General features: G+C 65.9%; 16 protein-coding genes. 10 read left to right on the plus strand and 6 right to left on the minus strand.

Going from position 1 to position 22,957, the window contains the following annotated elements:
- Nucleotides 1-175: 175 nt before the first annotated feature.
- From AC0J5K_RS08405 to AC0J5K_RS08425, 5 genes are read right to left on the minus strand one after another with little or no spacing between them, the layout of a single operon-like run.
- Complete coding sequence (locus AC0J5K_RS08405; RefSeq protein WP_274565484.1) at nt 176-1,600, minus strand: carnitine 3-dehydrogenase; 1,425 nt, start codon at nt 1,598-1,600, stop codon at nt 176-178.
- The gene (gene bcoG / locus AC0J5K_RS08410) at nt 1,597-2,520 is read right to left on the minus strand and encodes a 3-dehydrocarnitine:acetyl-CoA trimethylamine transferase BcoG (RefSeq protein ID WP_274565483.1); all 924 of its coding nucleotides are present in this window, start codon (nt 2,518-2,520) and stop codon (nt 1,597-1,599) included. Before bcoG ends, AC0J5K_RS08405 begins: the two co-directional genes overlap by 4 nt.
- Complete coding sequence (locus AC0J5K_RS08415) at nt 2,521-3,306, minus strand: carnitinyl-CoA dehydratase (protein WP_274565482.1); 786 nt, start codon at nt 3,304-3,306, stop codon at nt 2,521-2,523.
- Nucleotides 3,306-5,366, minus strand: coding sequence for an acetate--CoA ligase family protein (locus AC0J5K_RS08420; protein WP_274565481.1), 2,061 nt, complete (start codon nt 5,364-5,366; stop codon nt 3,306-3,308). The genes AC0J5K_RS08415 and AC0J5K_RS08420 overlap by 1 nt, the downstream gene beginning before the upstream one ends.
- Entirely contained in the window at nt 5,366-6,526 is a 1,161-nt protein-coding gene (locus AC0J5K_RS08425; RefSeq protein ID WP_274565479.1) for an acyl-CoA dehydrogenase family protein, read from the minus strand. Before AC0J5K_RS08425 ends, AC0J5K_RS08420 begins: the two co-directional genes overlap by 1 nt.
- Before the next feature lie 76 nt (nt 6,527-6,602).
- Here AC0J5K_RS08425 and AC0J5K_RS08430 point away from each other — a divergent pair, with 76 nt between their 5' ends.
- The 3 genes from AC0J5K_RS08430 (at nt 6,603) to AC0J5K_RS08440 (ending at nt 13,626) form a co-directional block, all read left to right on the plus strand.
- Entirely contained in the window at nt 6,603-7,547 is a 945-nt protein-coding gene (locus tag AC0J5K_RS08430; protein WP_274565478.1) for a GlxA family transcriptional regulator, read from the plus strand.
- Between the two features lie 951 nt (nt 7,548-8,498).
- Nucleotides 8,499-10,490, plus strand: a complete 1,992-nt coding sequence (locus AC0J5K_RS08435) for a Hint domain-containing protein (protein WP_274565477.1) — start codon at nt 8,499-8,501, stop codon at nt 10,488-10,490.
- Between the two features lie 529 nt (nt 10,491-11,019).
- Nucleotides 11,020-13,626 (plus strand): Hint domain-containing protein, encoded by a 2,607-nt coding sequence (locus tag AC0J5K_RS08440; RefSeq protein ID WP_274565476.1) that lies wholly within the window; start codon nt 11,020-11,022, stop codon nt 13,624-13,626.
- On the opposite strand, the gene AC0J5K_RS08445 is transcribed toward AC0J5K_RS08440, so the two are convergent.
- Nucleotides 13,623-14,222: a nucleotidyltransferase family protein gene (locus AC0J5K_RS08445; RefSeq protein WP_274565475.1), complete on the minus strand. Its 600-nt coding sequence runs from the start codon at nt 14,220-14,222 to the stop codon at nt 13,623-13,625. The genes AC0J5K_RS08440 and AC0J5K_RS08445 overlap by 4 nt on opposite strands.
- A 148-nt stretch (nt 14,223-14,370) precedes the next feature.
- Between AC0J5K_RS08445 and AC0J5K_RS08450 the strand changes: the two genes are divergently transcribed.
- The 7 genes from AC0J5K_RS08450 to AC0J5K_RS08480 all read left to right on the plus strand — a co-directional run bounded on the left by AC0J5K_RS08450 (nt 14,371) and on the right by AC0J5K_RS08480 (nt 22,936).
- On the plus strand, nt 14,371-15,777 hold the full coding sequence (locus tag AC0J5K_RS08450) for a cryptochrome/photolyase family protein (protein ID WP_274565474.1): 1,407 nt from the start codon (nt 14,371-14,373) through the stop codon (nt 15,775-15,777).
- 65 nt (nt 15,778-15,842) lie between these two features.
- The gene (locus tag AC0J5K_RS08455; RefSeq protein WP_048531842.1) at nt 15,843-17,054 is read left to right on the plus strand and encodes an SAM-dependent methyltransferase; all 1,212 of its coding nucleotides are present in this window, start codon (nt 15,843-15,845) and stop codon (nt 17,052-17,054) included.
- Complete coding sequence (locus AC0J5K_RS08460) at nt 17,054-17,494, plus strand: TrgA family protein (protein WP_048531839.1); 441 nt, start codon at nt 17,054-17,056, stop codon at nt 17,492-17,494. Before AC0J5K_RS08455 ends, AC0J5K_RS08460 begins: the two co-directional genes overlap by 1 nt.
- 4 nt (nt 17,495-17,498) lie before the next feature.
- A complete protein-coding gene (locus AC0J5K_RS08465) occupies nt 17,499-18,641 on the plus strand; it encodes an NUDIX domain-containing protein (RefSeq protein WP_274565473.1) in 1,143 nt (380 codons plus the stop codon).
- 55 nt (nt 18,642-18,696) lie between these two features.
- The gene (locus AC0J5K_RS08470; protein ID WP_074835680.1) at nt 18,697-19,731 is read left to right on the plus strand and encodes a cysteine synthase A; all 1,035 of its coding nucleotides are present in this window, start codon (nt 18,697-18,699) and stop codon (nt 19,729-19,731) included.
- Nucleotides 19,731-22,220, plus strand: coding sequence for a DUF3772 domain-containing protein (locus AC0J5K_RS08475; protein WP_274565472.1), 2,490 nt, complete (start codon nt 19,731-19,733; stop codon nt 22,218-22,220). Before AC0J5K_RS08470 ends, AC0J5K_RS08475 begins: the two co-directional genes overlap by 1 nt.
- Complete coding sequence (locus AC0J5K_RS08480; protein WP_074835678.1) at nt 22,217-22,936, plus strand: alanyl-tRNA editing protein; 720 nt, start codon at nt 22,217-22,219, stop codon at nt 22,934-22,936. Before AC0J5K_RS08475 ends, AC0J5K_RS08480 begins: the two co-directional genes overlap by 4 nt.
- Nucleotides 22,937-22,957: the final 21 nt, after the last annotated feature.

Below are 22,957 nucleotides of genomic sequence, written 5' to 3' on the forward strand. Positions count from 1 at the left end.
CCCCGATCCGGGACCTCCTGGCCCGCACGAACGCCCGGCCCGCGCGGCGGCCGGGACGCGCGAGAGCAACGACGGGCGGCGGCCTGTCCCCGCGTCCCGGACCCCGATCCGGGACCCCCTGGCCCGCACGAACGCCTGGCCGGCACAAACGCCCGGTCTCGGGGCTGCGCGTGGCTCAGCCCCGGTGACCCACGGCAAGCCCGACCCCCTTCGGCTTCGGCAGGCCGGCATGGGCCTCGGCAAAGCGGCCGAGCGCTCCGGCGACCTCCGTCGACGGCGGCGCGCTGCGGCGGGTGGCCATGTCGACATGCAGGAGCAGCGTTTCGACCGTGGCGGCCAATGTGCCGTCCGCCATCAGCAGACGGTGGAACAGATGCATCTTTTTGCCGGCACCCGCGAGCACCTGGGTCGTCACCGTCACCCGCCCGCCGGCGCGCATTTCGGCCAGGTAGCGGACGTGGTTCTCGACCGTGAAATAGCTGCCGCCCGCCGCCACATAGGCGGCATCGGCGCCGATCATCTCCATGAAACGGTCGGTGGCCTGACAGGAGACCTCGACATAATGCGCCTCGTTCATGTGGCCGTTGTAGTCGGTCCAGCTCTGCGGGATCACCCGGTCCACCGTCACCGGCAGGTCGGCGGACGCGGCATCGGGCAAGGCCGCCTCATGCGCGGTGATCGTGCCGCCGGCGCCGCTGCCGGACTTGCGCAGAGCCCGCATCATGCCGACAAGGTTGTCGTCGCGCAGCCGCTCGAGATCGCGGATCGAGAGATGCCCGGATTGCGCCTCTGATTGCCCGGCGATCAGGTCGACCAGCTCGGGCGTGAACTCGGGCACATCCATCAGCTTGGTCCAGGGCCATTGCAGCGCCGGGCCGAACTGGGCCAGGAAATGCTTCATCCCGGCCTCGCCGCCGGCGATGCGATAGGTCTCGAACAGCCCCATCTGCGCCCAGCGCAACCCGAAGCCCATGCGGATCGCCTCGTCGATTTCTTCGGTGGTGGCGATGCCGTCCTTGACCAGCCAGAGGCTCTCGCGCCAGACAGCCTCGAGCAGCCGGTCGGCGATATGGGCGTCGATCTCCTTCCGCAGCGTCAGGGGAGACATGCCGATCTTGCGCAGCACCTCTGCCGCCCGCGCGCAATGCCCGGCCTCGCCCACCAGTTCGACCAGGGGCAGCAGGTAGACCGGGTTGAACGGATGGGCGACGATCACCCGCGCGCCCTCGGCGGTCAGCTGCGAGGGGCGGAGGCCCGAGGTCGACGAGCCGATCACCGCCTCGGCATCGGCGGCCCGGGTGATTGCGTCATGCACCCGGTGCTTGAGGTCGAGCCGTTCGGGCACGCTCTCCTGCACCCAGAGCGCGCCGGCCACGGCCGCGTGCAAATCCGAGTGATAGCTCAGATTTCCCTCGGGTGGCAGCGCCTTGTCATAAAGCGCGGGCAGGGCGCGGCGGGCGTTGGCCAGCACCTCGTCGATCTTGCGCCGCGCCTCGGGGTCGGGGTCGAAGACCGCCACGTCCCAGCCATTGAGCAGAAAGCGTGCGGCCCAGCCGCCGCCGATGACGCCGCCGCCGATGATCGCTGCCTTACGGGTCATGCGGCACCTCCTTGCGGCGCGCGTTTCACCAGCCCCAGCCTGTCGCGGACCTCTGCCGGGCCGATCACCTTTGCCCCCATGTTCTCGACAATCGTCACCGCGCGGTCGACCAGCTGCGCGTTGGTGGCCAGCACGCCCTTGTCGAGAAAGAGGTTGTCCTCCAGCCCGACGCGCACATTGCCGCCGGCCAGCACCGCGGCGGCGGCATAGGGCATCTGATCGCGGCCCAGCGAAAACGCCGACCAGGTCCAATCCTCGGGGATGTTGTTGACCATCGCCATCAGGGTGTTGAGATCATTGGGCGCCCCCCAGGGCACCCCCATGCAGAGCTGCACCAGCGCCTGCGGCGCCAGGGTGCCCTCGCGCACCAGCTCCTTGGCAAACCAGAGATGGCCGGTGTCGAAAGCTTCGATCTCGGGCTTCACCCCCAGGTCGGTCATCATCCCGCCCATGGCGCGCAGCATGCCGGGCGTGTTGGTCATCACGTAGTCGGCCTCGGCAAAGTTCATCGTGCCGCAATCGAGCGTGCAGATTTCGGGCAGGCAGGCGCGGACATGCGCCATGCGTTCACCCGCACCGATCATGTCGGTGCCGGTCTGGTTCAGCGGCAGCGGCGCCTCGGGCGGGCCAAAGACCATGTCGCCGCCCATGCCCGCCGTCAGGTTCAGCACCACGTCGACTTCGGCGGCGCGGATGCGTTCGGTCACTTCGCGGTAGAGCTCCAGACGGCGCGAGGGCGCGCCGGTCTCGGGGTCGCGGACATGGCAATGCACCACCGCCGCGCCGGCCTTGGCGGCGTCAATGGCGCTCTCGGCGATCTCGGCCGGGCTGCGCGGCACATGCGGGCTTCTGTCCTGCGTGCCGCCCGATCCGGTCACCGCGCAGGTGATGAAGACGTTGCGATTCATGTTCAATGGCATCTATTTCCCCTTCCAAACGGGATCGCGTTTTTCGGCAAAGGCGCGGGCGCCTTCCTTCTGGTCCTCGGAGCGATAGAGCCGCTCGACCGTGGCGAACTGGCTCTTGGTGATGCGGTTCATCGCGTCCTGGAATTTCATGTCTTCGGCCTCGCGCACCACTTCCTTGATCGCCGCCTGGACCAGTGGCGGCCCGGCGGCCAGCAGATCGGCCAGTTTGCGGGCTTCTGCCATCAGTTCGCCGGCCGGATAGACGTGGTTGATCAGCCCCCAGCGCGCCGCCTCTGCGGTGTCGAGCCAGCGGCCGGTCAGCAGCATTTCCATCGCAATGTGATAGGGAATGCGCTTGGGCAGCTTGACCGAGGCGGCATCGGCGACGGTGCCCGAGCGGATCTCGGGCAGGGCAAAGCTGGCGTGATCGGCGGCGAGGATGATATCGGCCGACAGCGCCAGTTCCAGCCCGCCACCACAGCAGATGCCGTTGATCGCGGCAATCACCGGCTTGTTCAACCCGCGCAGCTCCTGCAAGCCGCCAAAGCCGCCGACCCCATAGTCGCCGTCCACCGCGTCGCCTTCGGCGGCGGCCTTGAGATCCCATCCGGGGCAAAAGAACTTTTCGCCGGCCGCGGTCAGCAGCGCCACCCGCAACTCGGGATCGTCGCGAAACGCGGTAAAGACATCGCCCATGATCCGGCTGGTGGCCAGATCGATGGCATTGGCCTTGGGCCGGTCCAGCGTCACTTCCAGCACATGGCCGCGGCGGTGGGTCTTGATCGGGCTTTCGGTCATCATTCCTCTCCGGTTCGGATCAATGCGTCCGCCGCCACCGCGCCGGTGGCGGTGCAGATCAGCGGGTTGATTTCAAGTTCCTGCGGCAAGGTTCTGGCTACATGGGCCTGCACCGCCATCACCGCGTCAAGCAGGGCGTCGATGTCGGCGGCGGGGCGCCCGCGATAGCCTTGGAGCAGCGCCGCGATCCTGAGTTGCGAGAGCGCCTGGCGCAAATCCGCGCGGCTGGCAGGCACCAGCAGCGAGACCCGATCCTCGAGGATTTCGGTCAGCGTACCACCCGCCGCCAGGGTGAGGACATAGCCATGCGCCGGATCGGCGACGACGCCGATCAGCACTTCGGCGAGGCCGTCGGTCACCATCTCCTCGACCAGAAAGCTCTGCGCCGGCATGTCCGCCGCCGCCCGGGCCACGGCGTCGGGCGTGGCCAGCCCCAGCACCACCGCCCCGGCCTCGGTCTTGTGCGCGATGCCGCAGCCTTTGAGCACCACCGGGCATCCGATGCGCGCCGCTGCGGTGGCGGCGCTCTCGGGGGTTGCGGCCGGCGCCGAAGCCGGGATGCGCAGCCCGTCGGCGGCCAGGGCCGCCTTGGCCTCGGCCTCGCTTAACGTCCGGCCCTGCGGCGCGACCGGCGGTACCAGCAGCGGCGCGTCCTCGGCCGGGCGCATCCGGACGGCGGCGGAAAGGGCGGCGATCGCCTCGGCCATGCCGCCGAAAGACAGGATGCCGTTGTCCATCAACTGCAAAGCAACCTCTTCCGGCAAGGTCTCGGGCAGGGAACTGACCAGCGCCAGGGGGGTGCCGGTCGCATCCCGGGCGCGTTCCATCGCGGTGATCACCGGCGTCCAGGCGCCCGGATCGCAGCGATCGGCGCGGGGAAGATCCAGCACCACGCAGCCCAGTGCCAGATCGCCGCCCGTCATCGCGCTGAACACCGTGGTCATCGCCGGGACATCGCCCCAGATATAGGTGTGGTAATCCAAGGGGTTGGCCAGCGCCACCCTGGGGCCGAGCACGCGCCGCAAGGCCGCGCGCCGGGTGGCGTCGAGCGGCGGAAAGACGAGCCCGGAGCCTTCCGCCATATCCGCCATCAGGCTGGCTTCGCCGCCGGAACAGGACATCGAGGCGATGCGGTTGGAGGTCAGCGGCCCGGTCACATGCAGGAGCTTCAGCGTTTCGAGCAGGACCGGCAGGGAAGCCACCTGGCCGATCCCCAGCCGGTGCAACAGCGCCCGCGCGCCGGCGTCGCTGCCGGCCAGCGACGCGGTATGAGTGACCGTGGCCGCGCGCGCCTGATCGGACCGGCCGATCTTGAGCGCCACCACCGGTTTGCCGAGCGCCTGCGCCTCGGCCGCCATCGCCTCGAAGGCCCGCAGATCGTCGATCCCTTCGATATGCAGCCCCAGCGCCGTCACCCTCGGGTCGCGCAACAGCGTCTGTGACACGTCCGACAGGCCGGTCTGCGCCTGGTTGCCGACGGTCACCACATAGGCCAGCGGCAGCCCGCGCGCCTGCATGGTCAGGTTGATGGCGATGTTCGACGATTGGGTGACAATCGCCACGCCGCGCGCCACCGGCAGGCCGCCATGCTGATCGGGCCAGAGCGCCGCGCCGTCGAGGTAATTGAGAAAGCCGTAACAATTCGGCCCGAGCAGCGTCATGCCGCCCGCCGCCTCCAGCAAGGCCGCCTGCAACCGGGCGCCATCCGCGGTCTCGCCCCGGGCCTCGCGAAAGCCCGAGGCGAAACAGACCGCGCCGCCCGCGCCCCGCGCCGCCAGCGCCCGCACCACCGCGACGGTCGCTTCGCGGTTGACCCCGACAAAGGCCGCATCCGGCACGCCGGGCAGGGCGCCGACATCCGGGAAGCACGCCACCCCGCCAACCGTCGCGCGTGTCGGATGAACCGGCCAGATCTCGCCGCCAAACCCGATCTTGCGGCATTGCTCGATGACATTCCTGCACCAGCTTCCGCCGCCGATCACCGCGATCGAACGCGGCCGCAACAGCCGCTCCAGCCCCGAGGAGCCGCCCTGATCCCGGCATGTGTCACGCCCGGCCATCACGCCCCCAAGGGCCGAAGCAGATCGCGGCTGATGATGTGTCGCTGGATCTCCGATGTTCCGTCCCAGATCCGCTCCACCCGCGCATCCCGCCAGAACCGCTCGATGGGAAAGTCGTCCATCAGCCCCATGCCGCCGAAAATCTGCAAGCTGCTGTCGGTTACCCGTGCCAGCATTTCCGAGGCGTAGAGCTTGGCCGAAGCGATCTCGCGGTTTGCCGGCAAGCCCTGATCGAGCCGCCAGGCCGCCGCCAGGGTCAGCCAGTCGGCGGCGTCGATCTCGGTCACCATGTCGGCGATCTGGAAGCCCACGCCCTGAAACCTGCCGATCGGCTGGCCGAATTGCCGGCGCTCGGCGGCCTGGGTCAGCGCCAGATCGAAACAGCGCCGCGCCCGACCGACGCAAAAGGCCGCCACCGTCAGCCGGGTGGCATAGAGCCAGGTGTTCATCACCTCGAAGCCGCCGTCGACCGCGCCCAGAACCTGGGCGTCGGGCAGGCGGCAATTGTCGAAATCCAGAATGGAGTTGCGATAGCCGCGATGGCTGACCGAGGCATAGCCCTCGCGCACCTCGAAGCCCGGCGTGCCGCGATCGACAAGGAAGGTGGTGATCCGCTTCTTGGGCCCCTTCGGCGTCTCGTCCTCGCCGGTAGCCACGAAAACGATAAAGAAATCCGCGTGTTCGGCGCCCGAGATGAAATGCTTGGAGCCGTTTACCAGCCAGTCGCCGCCCTCGCGCACCGCGGTGCATTTCATCCCCCGCACGTCCGACCCGGCGTCGGGCTCGGTCATCGCAAGGGCATCCATCTTCTCGCCGCGCACCGCCGGAAGCAAATAGCGTTCGCGCTGGGCACCGTCGCAGGCCATCAGGATGTTCTGCGGCCGGCCAAAGAAATGCGTCAGCGCCATCGAGCCGCGCCCCAGTTCGCGCTCGACCAGGGTGAAATCCAGATGGCTCAGCCCGGCGCCACCAACCTCTTCGGGGAAATTGCAGGCATAGAACCCGAGCGCGAGGCACTTGCGCTTGATCTCGGCGGCAAGCTCCGGCGGCACCTGTCCGCTGCGCTCGACCTCGGCCTCATGCGGATAGATCTCTTTCTCGACAAAGCTGCGGACAGTGGAGACGATCATCTCCTGTTCCGCGGTCAGTCCGAACTGCATGGCGCTCTCCCGGTGCTGCGTTGCCCCAGAGCTATCCGGCTTGACGCCCGGCAGGATGCGCTTCTAGACAGAAAACATGCGAAACTGGACAAATCCGGCCGTCGCGCCGCAGGAAGTGGCGGTTCTCCTCTTTCCGAGGTTCTCCAACCTCTGTTTGGCCAATGCGGTCGAGCCGCTGCGGGCCGCCAATGAAATCCTGATGCGCGAGGCCTATCGCTGGCGCTTCGTTACGCTCGACGGAGAGACGGTGGAATCCTCGAGCGGATTGCCGGTGCTGCCGCATGGGCCGCTGCGCGACCATCCCGGCGGCGATCACCTGGTGGTTCTGTCCAGCTACGACGTGCGCCACCACGCCACCCCGGCGGCGGCGGCCGCGTTGAAATCCGCGGCGCGCCGGTTCGGCCATGTGGTGGGGATGGACACCGGCGCCTGGCTTCTGGCGCAGGCCGGGCTGCTCGATGGCGCGCGGGCGACGATCCACTGGGCCGAGATGACGGCGTTTTCCGAACGGTTCGACACGATCGAGACGGTCTCTGACCGGGTGGTGACCTGCGGCAACCGCACCACGTCGGGCGGGGCGATGGCGGCCTTCGACACGGTGCTGGCGATGATCCGCGCCGCCCATGGCGAGGCGCTGGGGCTCGAAGTCTCGGCGTTTTTCCTGCATCGCACCGCCGAGCCGCCGGTCGACCGGATGTTTCGCGGCCCTGCCTCGCCGCAGGTGGAACAGGCGATCACCCTGATGTCCGGCGCGCTCGAGACGCCGCTGCCGATTGCCACCCTGGCGGCGCGCTTGCAGACCACGCAGCGCACCCTGACACGAGCGTTTCAGGCCGATCTGGGGGCGGCGCCGAAAGCGGTCTACAAGTGGCTGCGGCTGGCGGCGGCGCGGCGGTATGCAGAGCAATCGGATTATTCCATCACCGAGATCGCCCTGCGCTGCGGCTATGCGAGCGCGGCGGCAATGACGCGGGCCTTCGTGGCGCAATACGGGCGACCGCCACGGTCGTTCCGGCCGTAACCCGATTGGCAATGGACGCGGCCGGCGATTGCGGCCTATCCCTATGCACAGGTCTGCACTGCGGAATGTCCGGCGACAGGAACGACGACTTTTGCTAGGGTCGAAAGCGCGGAATTCGGCGGAGAAAGGCAGCGCAATTGGCGCGAAAAGCAGTATCATTTTACCTGCCGTGACGGCACCAAACAGCCATTCGGAGCTTAACCCGCCGATATTTCGAATCAATTCGAGCTATTCGGCTCATCGTTCAGTTGTAATCAGTCCCCCGGAAAACAGGCCATTGGCGACAGAACGCCAACAATCCTCGGCGTTGTTATTGCACAATTTTCGTGGCGCCATGGGAAAATGCGGGGTTCTCCGGGCCGGAAAAACCATCCCGGACGACGCCAGGCCCGCAGCAGCGTACCGGTTAACAATTCATTAATTTCCCTAAAAATATGGGGAAAATTGCAGGAACGCTCTGACCGGACGTGGCGAAACGACAGGTGCCGCGGGCCCGGCTCAACCCGTTTCCCCGCAAGAGACGGTCTGTTTTCCGAACAATTTCTGCTTTGTTTGAGCAACGCCTCGCCATACTCTCAATCCTGCCCACTGGGGGGTAACTGCTGGCCACGGGGGCGGCCGCTAAACAGTCATACTTCTGATGACGGACACGATCAGTTGGACGGGTGCGATTGCACTGCATCCGAAGGCATCCGGCGGATTTTGCCGGACCCGAGATCCTGTCTGCATCCCAGTTCGTATGGCACTTTCAAGAGCGGCGCGTGATCCGGGCGTTTTCAGTCTGCACGGTGATCCGAGCGTTAAAAGGTAAAGGGGGCGCGATGCCTGAGACCAGAAAGACTAGTGGTGACCTTCAACCGCCGTCTTGGCGGATCGTTTTTGGCATCCGCGAAGCGATGATGCAGATCGAAACATATTTCAACAGCATTGACGAAGGGAGGCGTTCCTAACGTGCCCGTATCAGAGAACAACAACAACACCCCGCCCACCACGCAGCAAAGCGGCAATGACGGCGGCCCCACGAGCGGTCTCGACGGCATTGTCGAAGGCACCTCCGGCGACGATACCATCGACGCGGGGTATACCGGCGATCCCGAGGGCGACCGCGTCGATTTCAGCGACAATATCTTCTCGACCGATCCGGCCGATGCCGAAGACGACATCATCGAAGCCTACGAGGGCAACGATTCCGTCCTCGCAGGCGATGGCGACGATTCCGTCGATGCCGGCGATGGCCATGACACCGTGCGCGCGGGCGACGGCAGCGACACGCTCAACGGCGGCGCCGGCAATGACGAGCTGATGTCCGACGCCAATGACGAGGCGATCGACGTGCCGACCTTTCCCGGCGTGCCGGTCGACGACGACCCGGAGAACGACCGCGACAGCGTGTCGGGCGGCGCGGGCGACGACACCATCTCGACCGGCGATGACCGCGACACCATCGACGGCGGCGAAGGGGATGACGTCATCACCCCCGGCATCGACGACGACCTGGTGACCGGCGGCGGCGGCAACGACAGCATCAACGATATTCAGGGCGCCGACACCATCGACGGCGGCGACGGCAACGACACGATCATCGCCGGGATCGACACCTTCTCGGATTATGAAGGCGACGATCCGAACCTGCCGATCGGCGGCATCCTGTCCGATCCCAACACCGACGACGGCCGCGATTCCGTCATGGGCGGCGCGGGCGACGATCTGATCGCGACCGGCGACGATGCCGATACCATCGATGGCGGCGACGGCGCCGATACCATCGACGGCGGCATCGACGACGATTACATCGACGGCTGGACCGGCGACGACAGCCTGATCGGCGGCCATGGTTCGGATACCATCCTGGGCTATGACGGCGACGATTCGATCGACGCCAGCTCGCAGACCAGTTCGATGCTGTTCAACAACGAACCCGACGCCACCGATCCGGTGCCGGACAATGATCGTGATTTCGTCGATGGCGAAATGGGCAACGACACCATCTTCGGTGGTGACGACGACGACACGCTCCTGGGCGGTGAAGGCGACGACGTGATCGATGGCGGGATCGACGAAGACCTGCTCGAAGGTGGCGCGGGCGCCGATACCGTCCTTGGCGGCGACGGACGCGACACCATCATCGGCTCGAACGTCGGCGACAGCGTCGATGGCGGCGACGGCCCGGCCGGCGACGGCGCGGACGGTCTGCCCAACGATTATGACACGCTCGATCTGACCGGCTCGGCGCCGGCGGGCGGCAGTCTCTCGGTGACCTATACCACGGCCGACCGCGAAGACGGCTTTGTCGAATATTTCGACGACACCGGCGCGCTGCTCGGCAGCTCGACTTTCGAGGACATCGAGAACGTCATTCCCTGCTTTACCCCCGGCACGACCATCGCCACACCCACCGGCGAGCGTCTGATCGAGGATCTGCGCGAGGGCGACCGGATCATCACCCGTGACAACGGGTTGCAGGAAATCCGCTGGATCGGCACCACCGAGCTGACCGGGCACAAGCTGGCGCGCGCGCCGCATCTGCGCCCGATCCTGATCCAGGCCGGCAGCCTTGGCCCGAACCTGCCCGAGCAGGACATTCTGGTCAGCCCGCAGCACCGCATCCTGATGAGCGGCGAGAAGGCGCAGCTCTTCTTCGAGGAACGCGAGGTTCTGGCGGCGGCCAAGCACCTGACCGATCTCGATGGCGTCGACGAAGTGGGCACCCTGGGCGTCACCTACATCCACTTCATGTTCGATCAACACGAAGTGGTTCTGTCGAACGGCGTCTGGACCGAAAGCTTCCAGCCCGGCGATCAGACCATGGACAGCATGGGCGCCGGAGCCAAGGCGGAAATCTTCGAGCTCTTCCCCGAGCTTCAGACCGCCGAAGGCCTGCAAGACTACGCGGCCGCCCGCCGGTCGCTGAAGAAGCACGAAGCCAAGCTTCTGGTCCGCTAGGTTCTGATTATGCAGCGCACGGGCGTCCCTCTTTACGGGGGGCGCCTGTCTATCATGGCCAGGGGCGGCAGGACCGGCTCTGGCCGCATCTTCGCCGATCTCGCCGCGAAATCGCCACATTTCAGCGGCGCGTTTTGAGCGTGTCGCGCGTTGTCGTCAGCGCGGGCGGCGGGGCCAGTCCACGTCGGCCGGAATTTATCAAAAATTTTCATGTGATTACAGTGTTTCCACTTTGGAAACATCGCCCGCGGCGTCAAAGTTTGAACCGCTTTGGCTTTTGCCTCGCCGGGCCAACGCTCCATGATCTTTCCCGCAAGCCACCACATCGCTGACCCAAAGTCCGGTCACATCTGGGCCTGCACGCCGGCGCATCCCGTGTGGTCTTCGGTGTGCGCCGGAGGCAAGTGAAGGGGGTAACCAGTTACAGATGCAAGAATTGCGCCGCCGGGGAAGAATTCGCCCACGGATCACCGAAGGCCGGGCCAAGGCCAGCCCGTCAGACCGCACCCGGATCTTGGGGGGCTGATCGATGGCAAATCTCATTTCGAACGGTGTCTTCGAGACCAATACCGCCTCGGGCAGCAATCAGGCCCCGGCAGGCTGGACCCGCACCGAAGGCTCGCCCGATCTTCAGACCGATGGCGGTTTTGAATGGGCCGGAAGCTGGATGCCCGCCGATCTCGATGCGGCGGACGGCACTGGCTACATCACGATGTATTCCAACGAGAGCTACAACGAGGGGCTGACCACTACGTTGGCCGCGCCGGTTGAAGCGGGCAAGACCTACACCTTTACCTTCGACTATTACGTCAACGACTCCGACGGCTCGGTCAACCAGCCGGGCGCGACCAATCTGAACGTGACCATCGGCAGCCAGACGTTCAGCATACCAATCGACAGCACCGGGGTGACGGCGCCCTATTGGCAGGAAGTGAGCTTTACCTTCACCCCGACCGAGAGCGCCTCGGATTTCACCATCGCGACCGACAATGATCCCGGCGCCCAGACGCTGACCGGCATCGCGCTCGACAATCTGTCTCTGGATGTTGCGCGAAACTTCGTTGTCGAGGGCACCGCCGGCAATGACACCATCGATGCCGGCTATCTGGCCGACCCCGAGGGCGACCGGATCGATGCGCTGGATCACAGCGACGGCAGCAATGCCGATTCCGTCGATGCCGGCGCCGGCGATGACGTGGTGGTTGCCGGGCTCGGCAATGATACGGTGGAGGGCGGCCTTGGCAATGACAGCCTCTCCGGCGGCGCCGGTGACGATCTTCTGCATGGCGGGCAGGGCGCCGATACGCTGGACGGCGGCGAAGGCGGCGATACGCTGTATGCCGGCACCGGCCACGACAGCCTGGACGGCGGCGGCGGCAACGACTCGCTTTTTGGCGATGAGAACGACGATACGCTGCGCGGCGGCGCCGGGTCCGACACGCTTGACGGCGGCTCTGGCGACGATCTGCAATTTGGCGGTACCGGCGACGACACCGTTTATGGCAACACCGGCAATGACACGCTTTTCGGCGGTGACGGCAATGATTTCCTGCGCGGCTCCTTTGGCGAGGATGTCCTTTATGGCGGGGCCGGCGACGATTCGATCTGGGGCGGCTACAACGACGACACCTTTGTCATCGAGGACAATTTCGGCAATGACACGATCGATGGCGACGCCTTGGCCGAGACGTCGGGCGACACGCTCGACCTGAGCGGCACCACCACCGGGCTGAGCATCGATCTGAGCGACGTGAACCCCGAGAACGGCAGTTTTTCCGACGGCACCGCGACCGCCACCTTTACCGATATCGAAAACATCATTCTGGGCGGCGGCAATGACACGCTGACCCTGGCCGATTTCGGTGGCGCGGACATCGTCGAGGGCTTTGCCGCGCCGAGTGTGGGGGCCGACGGTACACTCAGCGCCAATGACACGCTGGATGTCAGCGGGCTTACCACGGATGGCGGTGTGACCCCGGTCACTGCCCGCGACGTGGGGGTGAGCGACGATGGCACCGGCAATGCCGTTCTGACCTTTCCGGGCGGTGAAAGCATCACGCTGGTGGGCATCGCGCCGGACACCGCCGCCGATCTCGATTTCTTGGTGGCCATCGGCATTCCGTCGAACCGGATCGTTGACGGCACGTCGGCCGGCGATGCCATGGGGGTGGATTACGTCGATGCCGAAGGCGACCAGACCGATGGCAGCGACGGCACCGCCGACACGATCCATGGCTACGCCGGCGATGACACGATCAGCGGTGGCGAGGCGGCCGACACCATCGACGGCGGCGCTGACAACGATCTGATCGATGGTGGCGAGGGCGCGGATTCCATTCTTGGTGGCGACGGTGCCGATATCATCCACGGCGGCCGCGGCGACGTGGTTGACGGCGGGTCTGGCGGGGAGGACAACGACACGCTGGTGATCACCGGCCCGGCCGTCATCACCTATGACGAGACCGATCTGGAAAGCGGCACGGTCACCTGGCTTGACGGCGGTTCCCTGACCTTCTCGGAAATCGAGAATGTTGATTATATACCGTGCTTTACGCCGGGAACCTTGATCAAGACCTTAAGGGGAGAAGTGCCTGTCGAGGCGCTGCGCGTGGGCGACCGGGTGCTGACCCGCGACAATGGCTATCAGATGATCCGCTGGGTCGGGGCGCGCCGGCTCGACGCCAGTCAGCTGGCCGGGGCGCCGGCATTGCGGCCGATCCACATCCGCCGTGGCGCGCTTGGCCCCGAGACGCCCGACCGCGACATGAAGGTTTCGCCGCAACACCGGGTGTTGGTGGGCAATGTCGCGACGCAGATGTGGTTTGGCGAGGAAGAGGTGCTTGTCGCCGCCACCCATCTGATCTGTCTCGACGGGGTCGAGGTGGCCGGGGCCGAAGCGGCGGTGACCTATGTCCACATCCTTTTCGACCAGCACGAAGTGGTGCTGAGCGATGGAATCTGGACCGAGAGCTTTCAGCCCGGCGACATGACCCTGGCCGCGCTTGACGGCGATCAGCGGGCCGAGCTGTTGGCGCTGTTCCCGGAGCTGGCTGCGCGCGACAACCTGCATCAGGTCTATCCTGCCGCCCGCGCCACGCTCAAGGCGCATCAGGCGCGGGTGCTGTTTGCCGGTTAGGCCGTCTTGCGCTGACGCCAGGTCGCCCAGGCCTCGGGCGTGTCGAGATCGAGCCGGGCGCGGTCGCCCGGCAGGGCGACAAGCCGGCGCGCCGCCTTGTGCGCCTGAAGGATGCTCCGCGCGCCGGTGTCGCCGGTGAGCTGGTGAAACGCGTCGAACAAGGCGTTGCGAAACAGGATCGGATGGCCTGGCGCGCCGTCCCGGGTCGTGGCCTGAAATATCAGCGCCTCCGGGTCGGCCTCGGCCGCGCGGACCAGCGCGCGCAGATCGGCGCTGGTGATATCGGGCATGTCGGGCGGCAGGACGAGCGCGGCGTCAGTGCCCTCGGGCAGGGTCGCCACGGCGGCGCGCAGCGAGGCGGCCATGCCTTCGGCGGCGTCTGGCACCAGAACGCGCCGCACCGGGGTTTCCGCCAAGGCCTGGGCGCGCGGATGATCGGCGCCGGGCAGGGTAACGATCACCGACAGACCGGCGCTGAGCCCACGCAGGGCCATGGCGCGCAGGCAGGGCATGCCGCCCACGTCCTCAAGCAGCTTGTCGGCGCCGCGCATCCGGCTGGAGCGGCCGGCGGCGGGCAGGATCAGGGCGCAGGTCACACAGGCACCTTTCGAAAACTTCGGTGCGGCCAGACTAGACCTGCGCGGCTTGGCAGGAAAGGATTTCGCCATACCTTTGCGTCAGCTCAGAACATCTCGTGTGATCCGGGGGTTGCCGGGCTGCGTATCAGTGAAAAAGGGGGCATTCGTGACAACACTTCTCTGGTTCCGCCGCGATCTGCGGCTCTCTGATCACCCGGCTTTGACGGCGGCCTGCAAGCGGGGCCCGGTGGTGCCAATCTTTATCCGAGACGCCAGCGTCGACAGGCTTGGCGCCGCTCCGAAATGGCGGCTGGGCCTGTCCCTCGAGGCGCTGGCCAGCACGTTAGAGGACAAGGGCAGCAGACTGATCCTACGTTCGGGAAAATCGTCAGAGGTTCTGACCGACCTGGTGCAGGACACCGGGGCGACCCGCATCCTCTGTTCCCGGAGCTATCACCCGGAGATCGAGCGTCGTGACTTCAAGTTAAAGGATAAGTTCGACGCGCAAGGCATTGAATTTGAAATGCATGAAGGGCATGTCATCTCCGATCCGCGCTCGGTCGAGACCAAGAGCGGCGGGCCATACAAGGTGTTTTCACCCTATTGGAAGGCGGTCAAAGGCCGCGATGTGGGCGCCAATCTTAAAGCGCCGGATAAGATTCCGACACCAAGTCAATGGACTACAAGCGAAAACCTGAATGACTGGAACCTGGGCCAAGCAATGCGGTGCGGGGCGGAGGTTGTGCGCCGTTACACCGATCCCGGCGAGGCAGCGGCGCAGGCGCGGCTGGCGCGGTTCATCGACGAGGATGTCGCCGGCTACAAGGACCGGCGCGATTTTCCGGCGGACGATGCCACCTCGGGCCTGTCGGAATATCTGACCTATGGCGAGATCAGCCCGCGCCAGTGCTGGCACGCGGGCCAGAGAGCACGTCACGAGGGCAAGCCGGGCGCCGAGGCCTTTCTGCGCGAACTGGGCTGGCGCGAGTTTGCCTATCACCTGATGGTCAACATGCCGCGCATTCTGACGGACAACTGGCGCGAGGAATGGGACGGCTTTCCCTGGCGGGACGACGAACGCGCCGCCGAGATCAAGGCGTGGAAACAGGCGCGCACCGGCATTCCGCTGGTCGATGCCGGGCTGCGCGAGATGTATGTCACCGGGCGGATGCACAACCGCGTGCGGATGATCGTCGCCTCCTACCTGACCAAGCACCTGATGACCCATTGGAAGGTGGGGCTGCGCTGGTTCGAGGATTGCCTGACCGATTGGGATCCGGCGTCGAATGCCATGGGCTGGCAATGGGTGGCGGGGTCGGGGCCGGATGCCGCGCCCTATTTCCGGGTCTTCAACCCGGTCACCCAGCGCGAGAAATTCGATCCCCGGCGCGCCTATGTGACCCGTTGGATCGCCGAGGGGCAGGACGATCCGCCGGAGACCGCGCTGGCCTATTTCGAGTCGATCCCCCGGCGCTGGAACATGTCGCCCGACGATCCCTATCCCGAGCCGGTCGTCAGGCTCGACGAAGGCCGGCAAAGGGCGCTGACCGCCTATGAGAACAGAGGCTTCTGATCCGCGACTTGCCAGATGATGAAAATCGCGCCTAAACTATTCATATAACAGGGAAGAAGTGGGCAATGTATCTCACGTCGACGCATGGGCAGGCCAACCTGCCGCGGTATTTCAGCCAGGTCTTCGCGGCCACCAGCGAGATGAACCATGGCCGGCTCGATTTCGTGCTGCCCGACGGGCGGCGGTTTCGTGCCGAGGGCCGGGCCGCCGGGCCGGTGGCCGAGCTGGCCATTCACAACACCGATGTCTTTGCCCGGCTGATCCGCGAGGGCGATCTGGGGTTTTGCGATGCCTACCTCGATGGCTGGTGGGACACGCCCGACCTGATGGCCTTTCTCGATCTGGTGCATGCCGACAATGACGATCTGTATGACGGCTTTCCCGGCATGTCGCTGGTGCGCGCCTATGAACGGCTGCGGTTCTGGCTCAACAGCAATTCGCGGCGGCAGGCGCGCAGGAATATCTCGTATCACTACGATCTGGGGAATGAATTCTACGGCCTCTGGCTCGATGACACGATGACCTATTCCTCGGCGCTGTTCGAAACCGGTCAGGAAAGCCTGGAAAACGCGCAGATCGCCAAATATGCCTCGATGGTCGATCAGATGGAGGTGCAGCCCGGCGATCATGTGCTCGAGATCGGCTGTGGCTGGGGCGGGTTTGCCGAATATGCCGCGCGCGAGCGCGGGCTGCGGGTGACCGGGCTGACGATCAGCAAGGAGCAGTTCAACTATGCCCGGGACCGGATCGCGCGGGCGGGGCTGGCCGGGCAGGTGGAGTTCAAGTTGCAGGATTATCGCGACGAGCGCGGGCAATACGACGGCATCGCCAGCATCGAGATGTTCGAGGCGGTGGGCGAGAAATACTGGCCGGTCTATTTCGACACAGTGCGCGAACGGCTGCGGCCCGGAAAATCGGCGACGCTTCAGATCATCACCGTGCAGGACAAGCGCTGGGAGGTCTATCGACGCGGGGTCGATTTCATCCAGAAATACATCTTTCCCGGCGGCATGCTGCCTTCGCGCAAGGCGCTGCTGGACGAGATCGAGCAGGCGGGTCTGGGGGTGCTGCGCTCGGTCGAATTCGGCGAGAGCTACAGCCAGACCCTGCGCCGCTGGCACGAAACCTTCAATGCCCGCTGGGACGAGGTGGCCCGGCTGGGCTTTGACCAGAGGTTCCGGCGGATGTGGAACTTCTATCTCACCTCTTGCGCGGCGACCTTTCACAGCGGTAACTGCGACGTAACGCAGATCACCGTTCGGAGGCCCGCCGCCTGATGCCTACCATCCCCAAGCTCGTTGCCGCGATTGTGCTCTCGGTTCTGGCCTATGTCGTGTCCAAGATGGTCATGGACGTGATGCCCGAGGCGACGGATTTCGGGATATTCCTGCCGCTCAACATGGCAATCGGCTTTCTCACCGGCTGGTTCTATACCGGGCCCTTGTCGACGACGCGGCTGGCCGATGCGATCAGCTTTGGCCTGACCGGTGCGGCGATCCTCACCTTCGTGGCACTGTTCGCGCAATCGGCCAATGAAATGACGCGGCTGGCCATGCGGCACCGCTATGACGGGCCGATCGAGGCGATTGCGGCGGTGTTTCAGATCGGCGTGGATTTCGGCGCGCAGGTCTTCACGCTCGACGTGATCCTGACCCTGGCGGTGGGCGGGGTGCTGGCCGGGCTGCTGACCTACCTTGCCTCGCTGCGCTGGAACTGAGCCGATGGCCGATCTGTTTTTCTACGGCACTCTGTGCCATGTGCCGCTGTTGGAGCGGGTGCTGGGCCGGCCCGCGGCCGAGATCGCGCTGAGCCCGGCGGTGCTGCCGGGCTGGGCGGTCTTTTGGGCGGCGGGCGAATGTTTTCCGACCATCCGGGCCGAAGCCGGCGGACGCGCCGAAGGCCTGCTGTTGCGCGATCTGGATGAAGAGGCGCTGGCGCGGCTCGATCACTATGAAGGCGGGTTCGGCTATGCGCTCGAACCGCTCGAGGTGACGACGCCGGAGGGCGCCTGCCAGGCGCTGGTCTATCTGCCCGAGGGCGCGCGCTGGCCGGCGGGCGCGCCTTGGCGGCTGGCCGATTGGGTGGCGCGCTTCGGCCCGTTGACGCTGGCGGCGGCGGATGAGGTGATGGAGCGGTTCGGCGTGACCACGCCGCAGGACATCGACCGGCTGTTTCCCTGGATCCGGGCGCGCGGCTGGGCGCAATGCCTGGCGCAGGAGGCGGCGCCGACGACGCTGCGCCGGGCGCCGGCGCCGGACGATTACCGGATCGAAACGACGCGGCCGGGCTATGACGGCTTTTTCCGTCTGCGCGCCTTTGATATCTCTTTCCGCCGGTTCGACGGCGCCCGCAGCGCCACCATCGGGCGCGAGGCGTTTCAGGCCTATGATGCGGCGCTGGTGCTGCCTTATGACCCGGTGCAGGATCAGGTGATGCTGGTCGAGCAATTCCGCTTTGGCCCGGTCTGGCGGCGTGATCCGGTGCCCTGGATGCTGGAACCCATCGCCGGGCTGGTCGACGCCGGCGAACGCCCGGCCGATTGCGCCCGGCGAGAAGCGATGGAGGAGGCGGGGCTGGAGCTGGGCGACCTGCGGCTGATGACGCGGGTTTATCCCTCGCCGGGTTATTCGACCGAGTTCTTTCATTGCTATCTCGGGCTCTGCGATCTTTCGGCCGAGGAGGGCAGGCTGGCCGGGCTGGCGCATGAAAACGAAGACATCCGCAGCCATGTGATTTCCTTTGATCGGGCCATGACGCTGGTTGAAAGCGGCGAGGCCAATGCCGGGCCTCTGGCGATGATGCTGCTCTGGCTTGCACGGCATCGTGAGGAATTGCGCCGGGGCGGGCTTGTTGCGCGCCCTTGAGTTCACGCCGCACGGCGCATACACAACGACAAATCCTTAGAGGAGAGCGGACATTATGCGTATTGCATCCGATCTGGCCGACGCCGTTGGCAAAACCCCGTTGATCAAGCTGAAGCAGGCCAGCGAAGAAACCGGCTGTACCATCCTGGGCAAGGCCGAGTTCATGAACCCCGGCCAGTCGGTCAAGGACCGCGCCGCGCTCTACATCATCAAGGACGCGGTGGAGAAAGGTCTGCTCAAACCCGGCGGCACGATCGTCGAGGGGACGGCGGGCAACACCGGTATCGGTCTGGCGCTGGTGGGGGCCTCGATGGGCTTCAAGACGGTGATCGTCATCCCCGAGACCCAAAGCCAGGAAAAGAAGGACATGATCCGTCTGGCCGGTGCCGAGCTGGTGCAGGTGCCGGCGGCGCCCTATCGCAACCCCAACAACTACGTGCGCTATTCCGGTCGCCTGGCCGAGAAGATGAACGAGAGCTCGGACAAGGGCGTGATCTGGGCCAACCAGTTCGACAATGTCGCCAACCGTCAGGCGCATGTCGAAACCACCGGCCCCGAGATCTGGGAGCAGACCGGTGGCAAGGTCGACGGCTTTGTCGCGGCGGTGGGCTCGGGCGGCACGCTGGCCGGTGTCGGCATGGCGCTGCAACCCAAGGGCGTCAAGATGGCACTGGCCGATCCCGATGGCGCGACGCTGAACCATTTCTACAATCACGGCGAGCACAAGGCCGAAGGTAGCTCGATCACCGAGGGCATCGGCCAGGGGCGGATCACCGCCAACCTCGAAGGCTTCACCCCGGATTTCAGCTACAACATCCCGGACAGCGAGGCGCTGCCCATCGTCTTTGACCTGCTCAAGAACGAAGGGCTCTGCCTTGGCGGGTCGTCCGGCATCAACGTCGCGGGCGCGATCCGGCTGGCCAGGGAAATGGGGCCGGGGCACACCATTGTCACCGTCCTCTGCGACTATGGCACGCGCTATCAGTCCAAGCTGTTCAACCCCGAGTTCCTGCGCGACAAGGGCCTGCCGACACCCGATTGGCTGACCCGCGCACCGGCCTCGATCCCCGGCGTGTTCGAGGACAGCTGATGCGTATGCCTGCCTTTCTGCCGGCGCTGTTGCTGGCCCTGTTCGCGAGCCTTGTTCTCTCCACGCGTGCGTTGCATGCGCAAGATATCTCGGTCGGAGACATCGAGCCGGATCTTCAAGTCGGAATGTCGCTGGCCGCCGCTGACGAGCCGATCGATTTCGAGGCCTGGAACGAGCTGGCGCGGCGCGCCGAGAGCGCACTGGCCGCCGGCCGCGCCTCTGACAGCGCCTTCGAGACGCTGCGCCGCGAGCTGGCGGATTGGCGTGCGCGCTTTCTGACGGCGCAGGACACCAACCAATCGCGGATCCGCACCATCCAGTCGCAGCTCGATGCCCTGGGCGAGGCCCCGGCCGAGGGCGAGACCGAGCCCGAAGAGGTGGCAAATCGCCGGGTCGAGCTGAACGAACAGCTTGCCGAGCTGCGCGCCCCGATCCGCGCCGCGGAAGAGGCCTATAACCGCGCCGACGGCATCATCCGGGAAATCGACGCGCTGATCCGCGCCCGCCAGACCGACGCGCTGTTCGAGCTCGGGCCGATCCCGCTGATGCCGGAGAACTGGGCGATTGCCCTGGGCGACCTGGGCCAGACCTGGACCGCCATCGGCAGCGAGATCGACAAGTCCTGGAGCTCCGACATCGGCCAGGCTGAACTGCGCCGCAACCTGCCGATGGTGCTGCTGCTGCTGGTCGTGGGGGGCGTGCTCGTGCTGCGCGGCCGGGCCTGGGCGCGCGACGGCGGCAACTGGATGCGAAAGAATTCGGCCCGCGGCGGCGCGGTTTTCAGCTTCCTTGTCTCGGTCGGCCAGATCGCGCTTCCGCTGATCGGCCTTTATGCGCTGACCGAGGCGATCTTTGCCACCGGCACGCCGGGCGCGCTGACCACCCTGCTGCTCGACAATCTTCCGGCCTGGGGCTTGGTGATCCTCGGGCTGCGTTGGCTGGTCGACCGGCTGTTTTCACAGCACGACGGCGACCGCATGTTGCCGATGGCACGGAGCCAGCGGCGCGAGGCGCGGACCTATGCCAGCACCCTTGCGATCCTGTTGGTGCTGCGCGACGCGATCCATGAATTTGCCCAGATCGAGAGCTATGACGAGGCCACGGTCTCGGTGCTCGAATTCCCGCTGCTGGTGGTGACGGCGCTGATCCTGTTCCGCCTCGGGCAGCTGATGATCACCCATATCAAGTTCGACAGTGCCAACACCGAACGCCTGGTGCGCGCCCGGGTGGTCAGCTTTCTCGGCCGGATCGTCATCCTGGTGTCGATCGTCGGCCCGGTGCTGGCGGCCACCGGCTATGGCACCGCCGCCTCGCGGCTGATCTTTCCGACCATCGCGACGCTGGGCCTGCTCGGGCTGATCGTGGTGCTGCAACGCTTTACCAACGATCTTTACCGCTACGTGATGCGCCAGTCCGAGGAAGAGGCCGACAGCCTGATCACGGTGCTGATCGGGTTTACCCTCGCGCTCGCGGCGCTGCCTTTCCTGGCGCTGCTCTGGGGCGCGCGGGTGGCCGACCTGACCGAGCTCTGGACCCAGATCGGCGAAGGCTTTGCGATTGGCGACAGCCGCATTTCACCGATGGATTTCCTGGTGCTACTGCTGGTCTTTGTCGCCGGCTACATGGCGACCCGGCTGCTTCAGGGCGCGCTCAAGAACTCGATCCTGCCCAAGACCAAGATCGACACCGGCGGGCAGAACGCCATCGTCTCGGGCATCGGCTACGTCGGTATCTTCATTGCCGCGCTGGTGGCGATCACCTCGGCCGGGCTCGACCTGTCGTCGCTTGCCATCGTCGCCGGTGCGCTCTCGGTCGGGATCGGTTTCGGGCTTCAGAATATCGTGTCGAACTTTGTCTCGGGGATCATCCTGCTGATCGAACGGCCCATCGCCGAAGGCGACTGGATCGAGGTCGGCGGCATCCACGGCACGGTCAAGCGGATCTCGGTGCGCTCGACCAAGCTCGAAACCTTCGACCGCTACGACGTGATCATCCCCAACGCCGATTTCGTCTCGGGCCGGGTGGCCAATTATACCCGCGGCAATTCGATCGGCCGGATCATCATCGATGTCGGCGTGGCTTACGGGTCGGACACCCGCAAGGTGCAGGACCTGCTGCTCAAGGTCGCCCGGCACCACGATCAGGTGCTGATGAACCCCGAGCCGGCAGTGGATTTCATGGGCTTCGGGGCGGATTCGCTCGATTTCCGGATCCGGGCCGTGCTGCGCGACATTGGCGAAGGCATGGGCGTGCGTACCGAGATGCGCCATCAGATCGTCGAGGTCTTTGCCAAGGAAGGCATCGAGATCCCCTATGCTCAGCGCGACATTTGGCTGCGCAACCCCGAGGCGCTGCGCCCGCAGGAGGCGCCGAAGGCATCAGAAGAGGACGCCCCGGCCCGTGAGGACACCGGCGCCGCGCCCCAGCGCGAGCCTTCGCCGGGCGACGGCACCGGCGATGTGACCGGAGACGCCGGGGGCGAGCGATGACAGCGCTGCTGTTTCGCGAAGACCCCTATCTCCGCGAGGCCCCGGCCAGGGTGACCGGCCACACGCCCGAAGGAGGCATCGTGCTTGACCGATCGGTGTTCTATCCCACCGGCGGCGGCCAGCCCGGCGACAGCGGCCTGCTGGTCTGGGACGGGATCGAGATGCCCATCGCCACCACCGTCAAGGGCGAGGGCGGGGCGGTGGTGCTTGTCCCGGCGGAACCGATGCCGCTGCCGGGCACCGGCACCCATGTGATGCAATACCTCGACTGGGAGCGCCGCCACCGCCACATGCGGGTGCATACCGCGCTGCACCTGCTGTCGGTCGTGGTGCCGCTGCCGGTGACCGGCGGGGCGATCACCAGCGAGAAGGGCCGGCTCGATTTCGACATGCCCGAGGCCCCGGCAGACCGCGACATCATCGAAGAGGCGCTGCAACTGCTGATCGAGCGCGATCTGCCGGTGTCGGAGACCTGGGTCACCGATGCCGTGCTCGAGGCGACGCCCGAGCTGGTCAAGACCATGTCGGTCAAGCCGCCGCGCGGCCAGGGCCGGGTGCGTCTGGTGCGGATCGGCAAGGGCGGCGACCAGGTCGATCTTCAGCCCTGCGGCGGCACCCATGTGGCGCGCACCGGCGAGATCGGCGCCATCCGGCTGGGCAAGATCGAGAAGAAGGGCCGCCAGAACCGGCGGCTGAACGTGATCCTCGACAGCTGAGAATCGACCTGTTGACACCGG

It is taken from the genome of Marinovum sp. E3 (genome assembly GCF_055755275.1).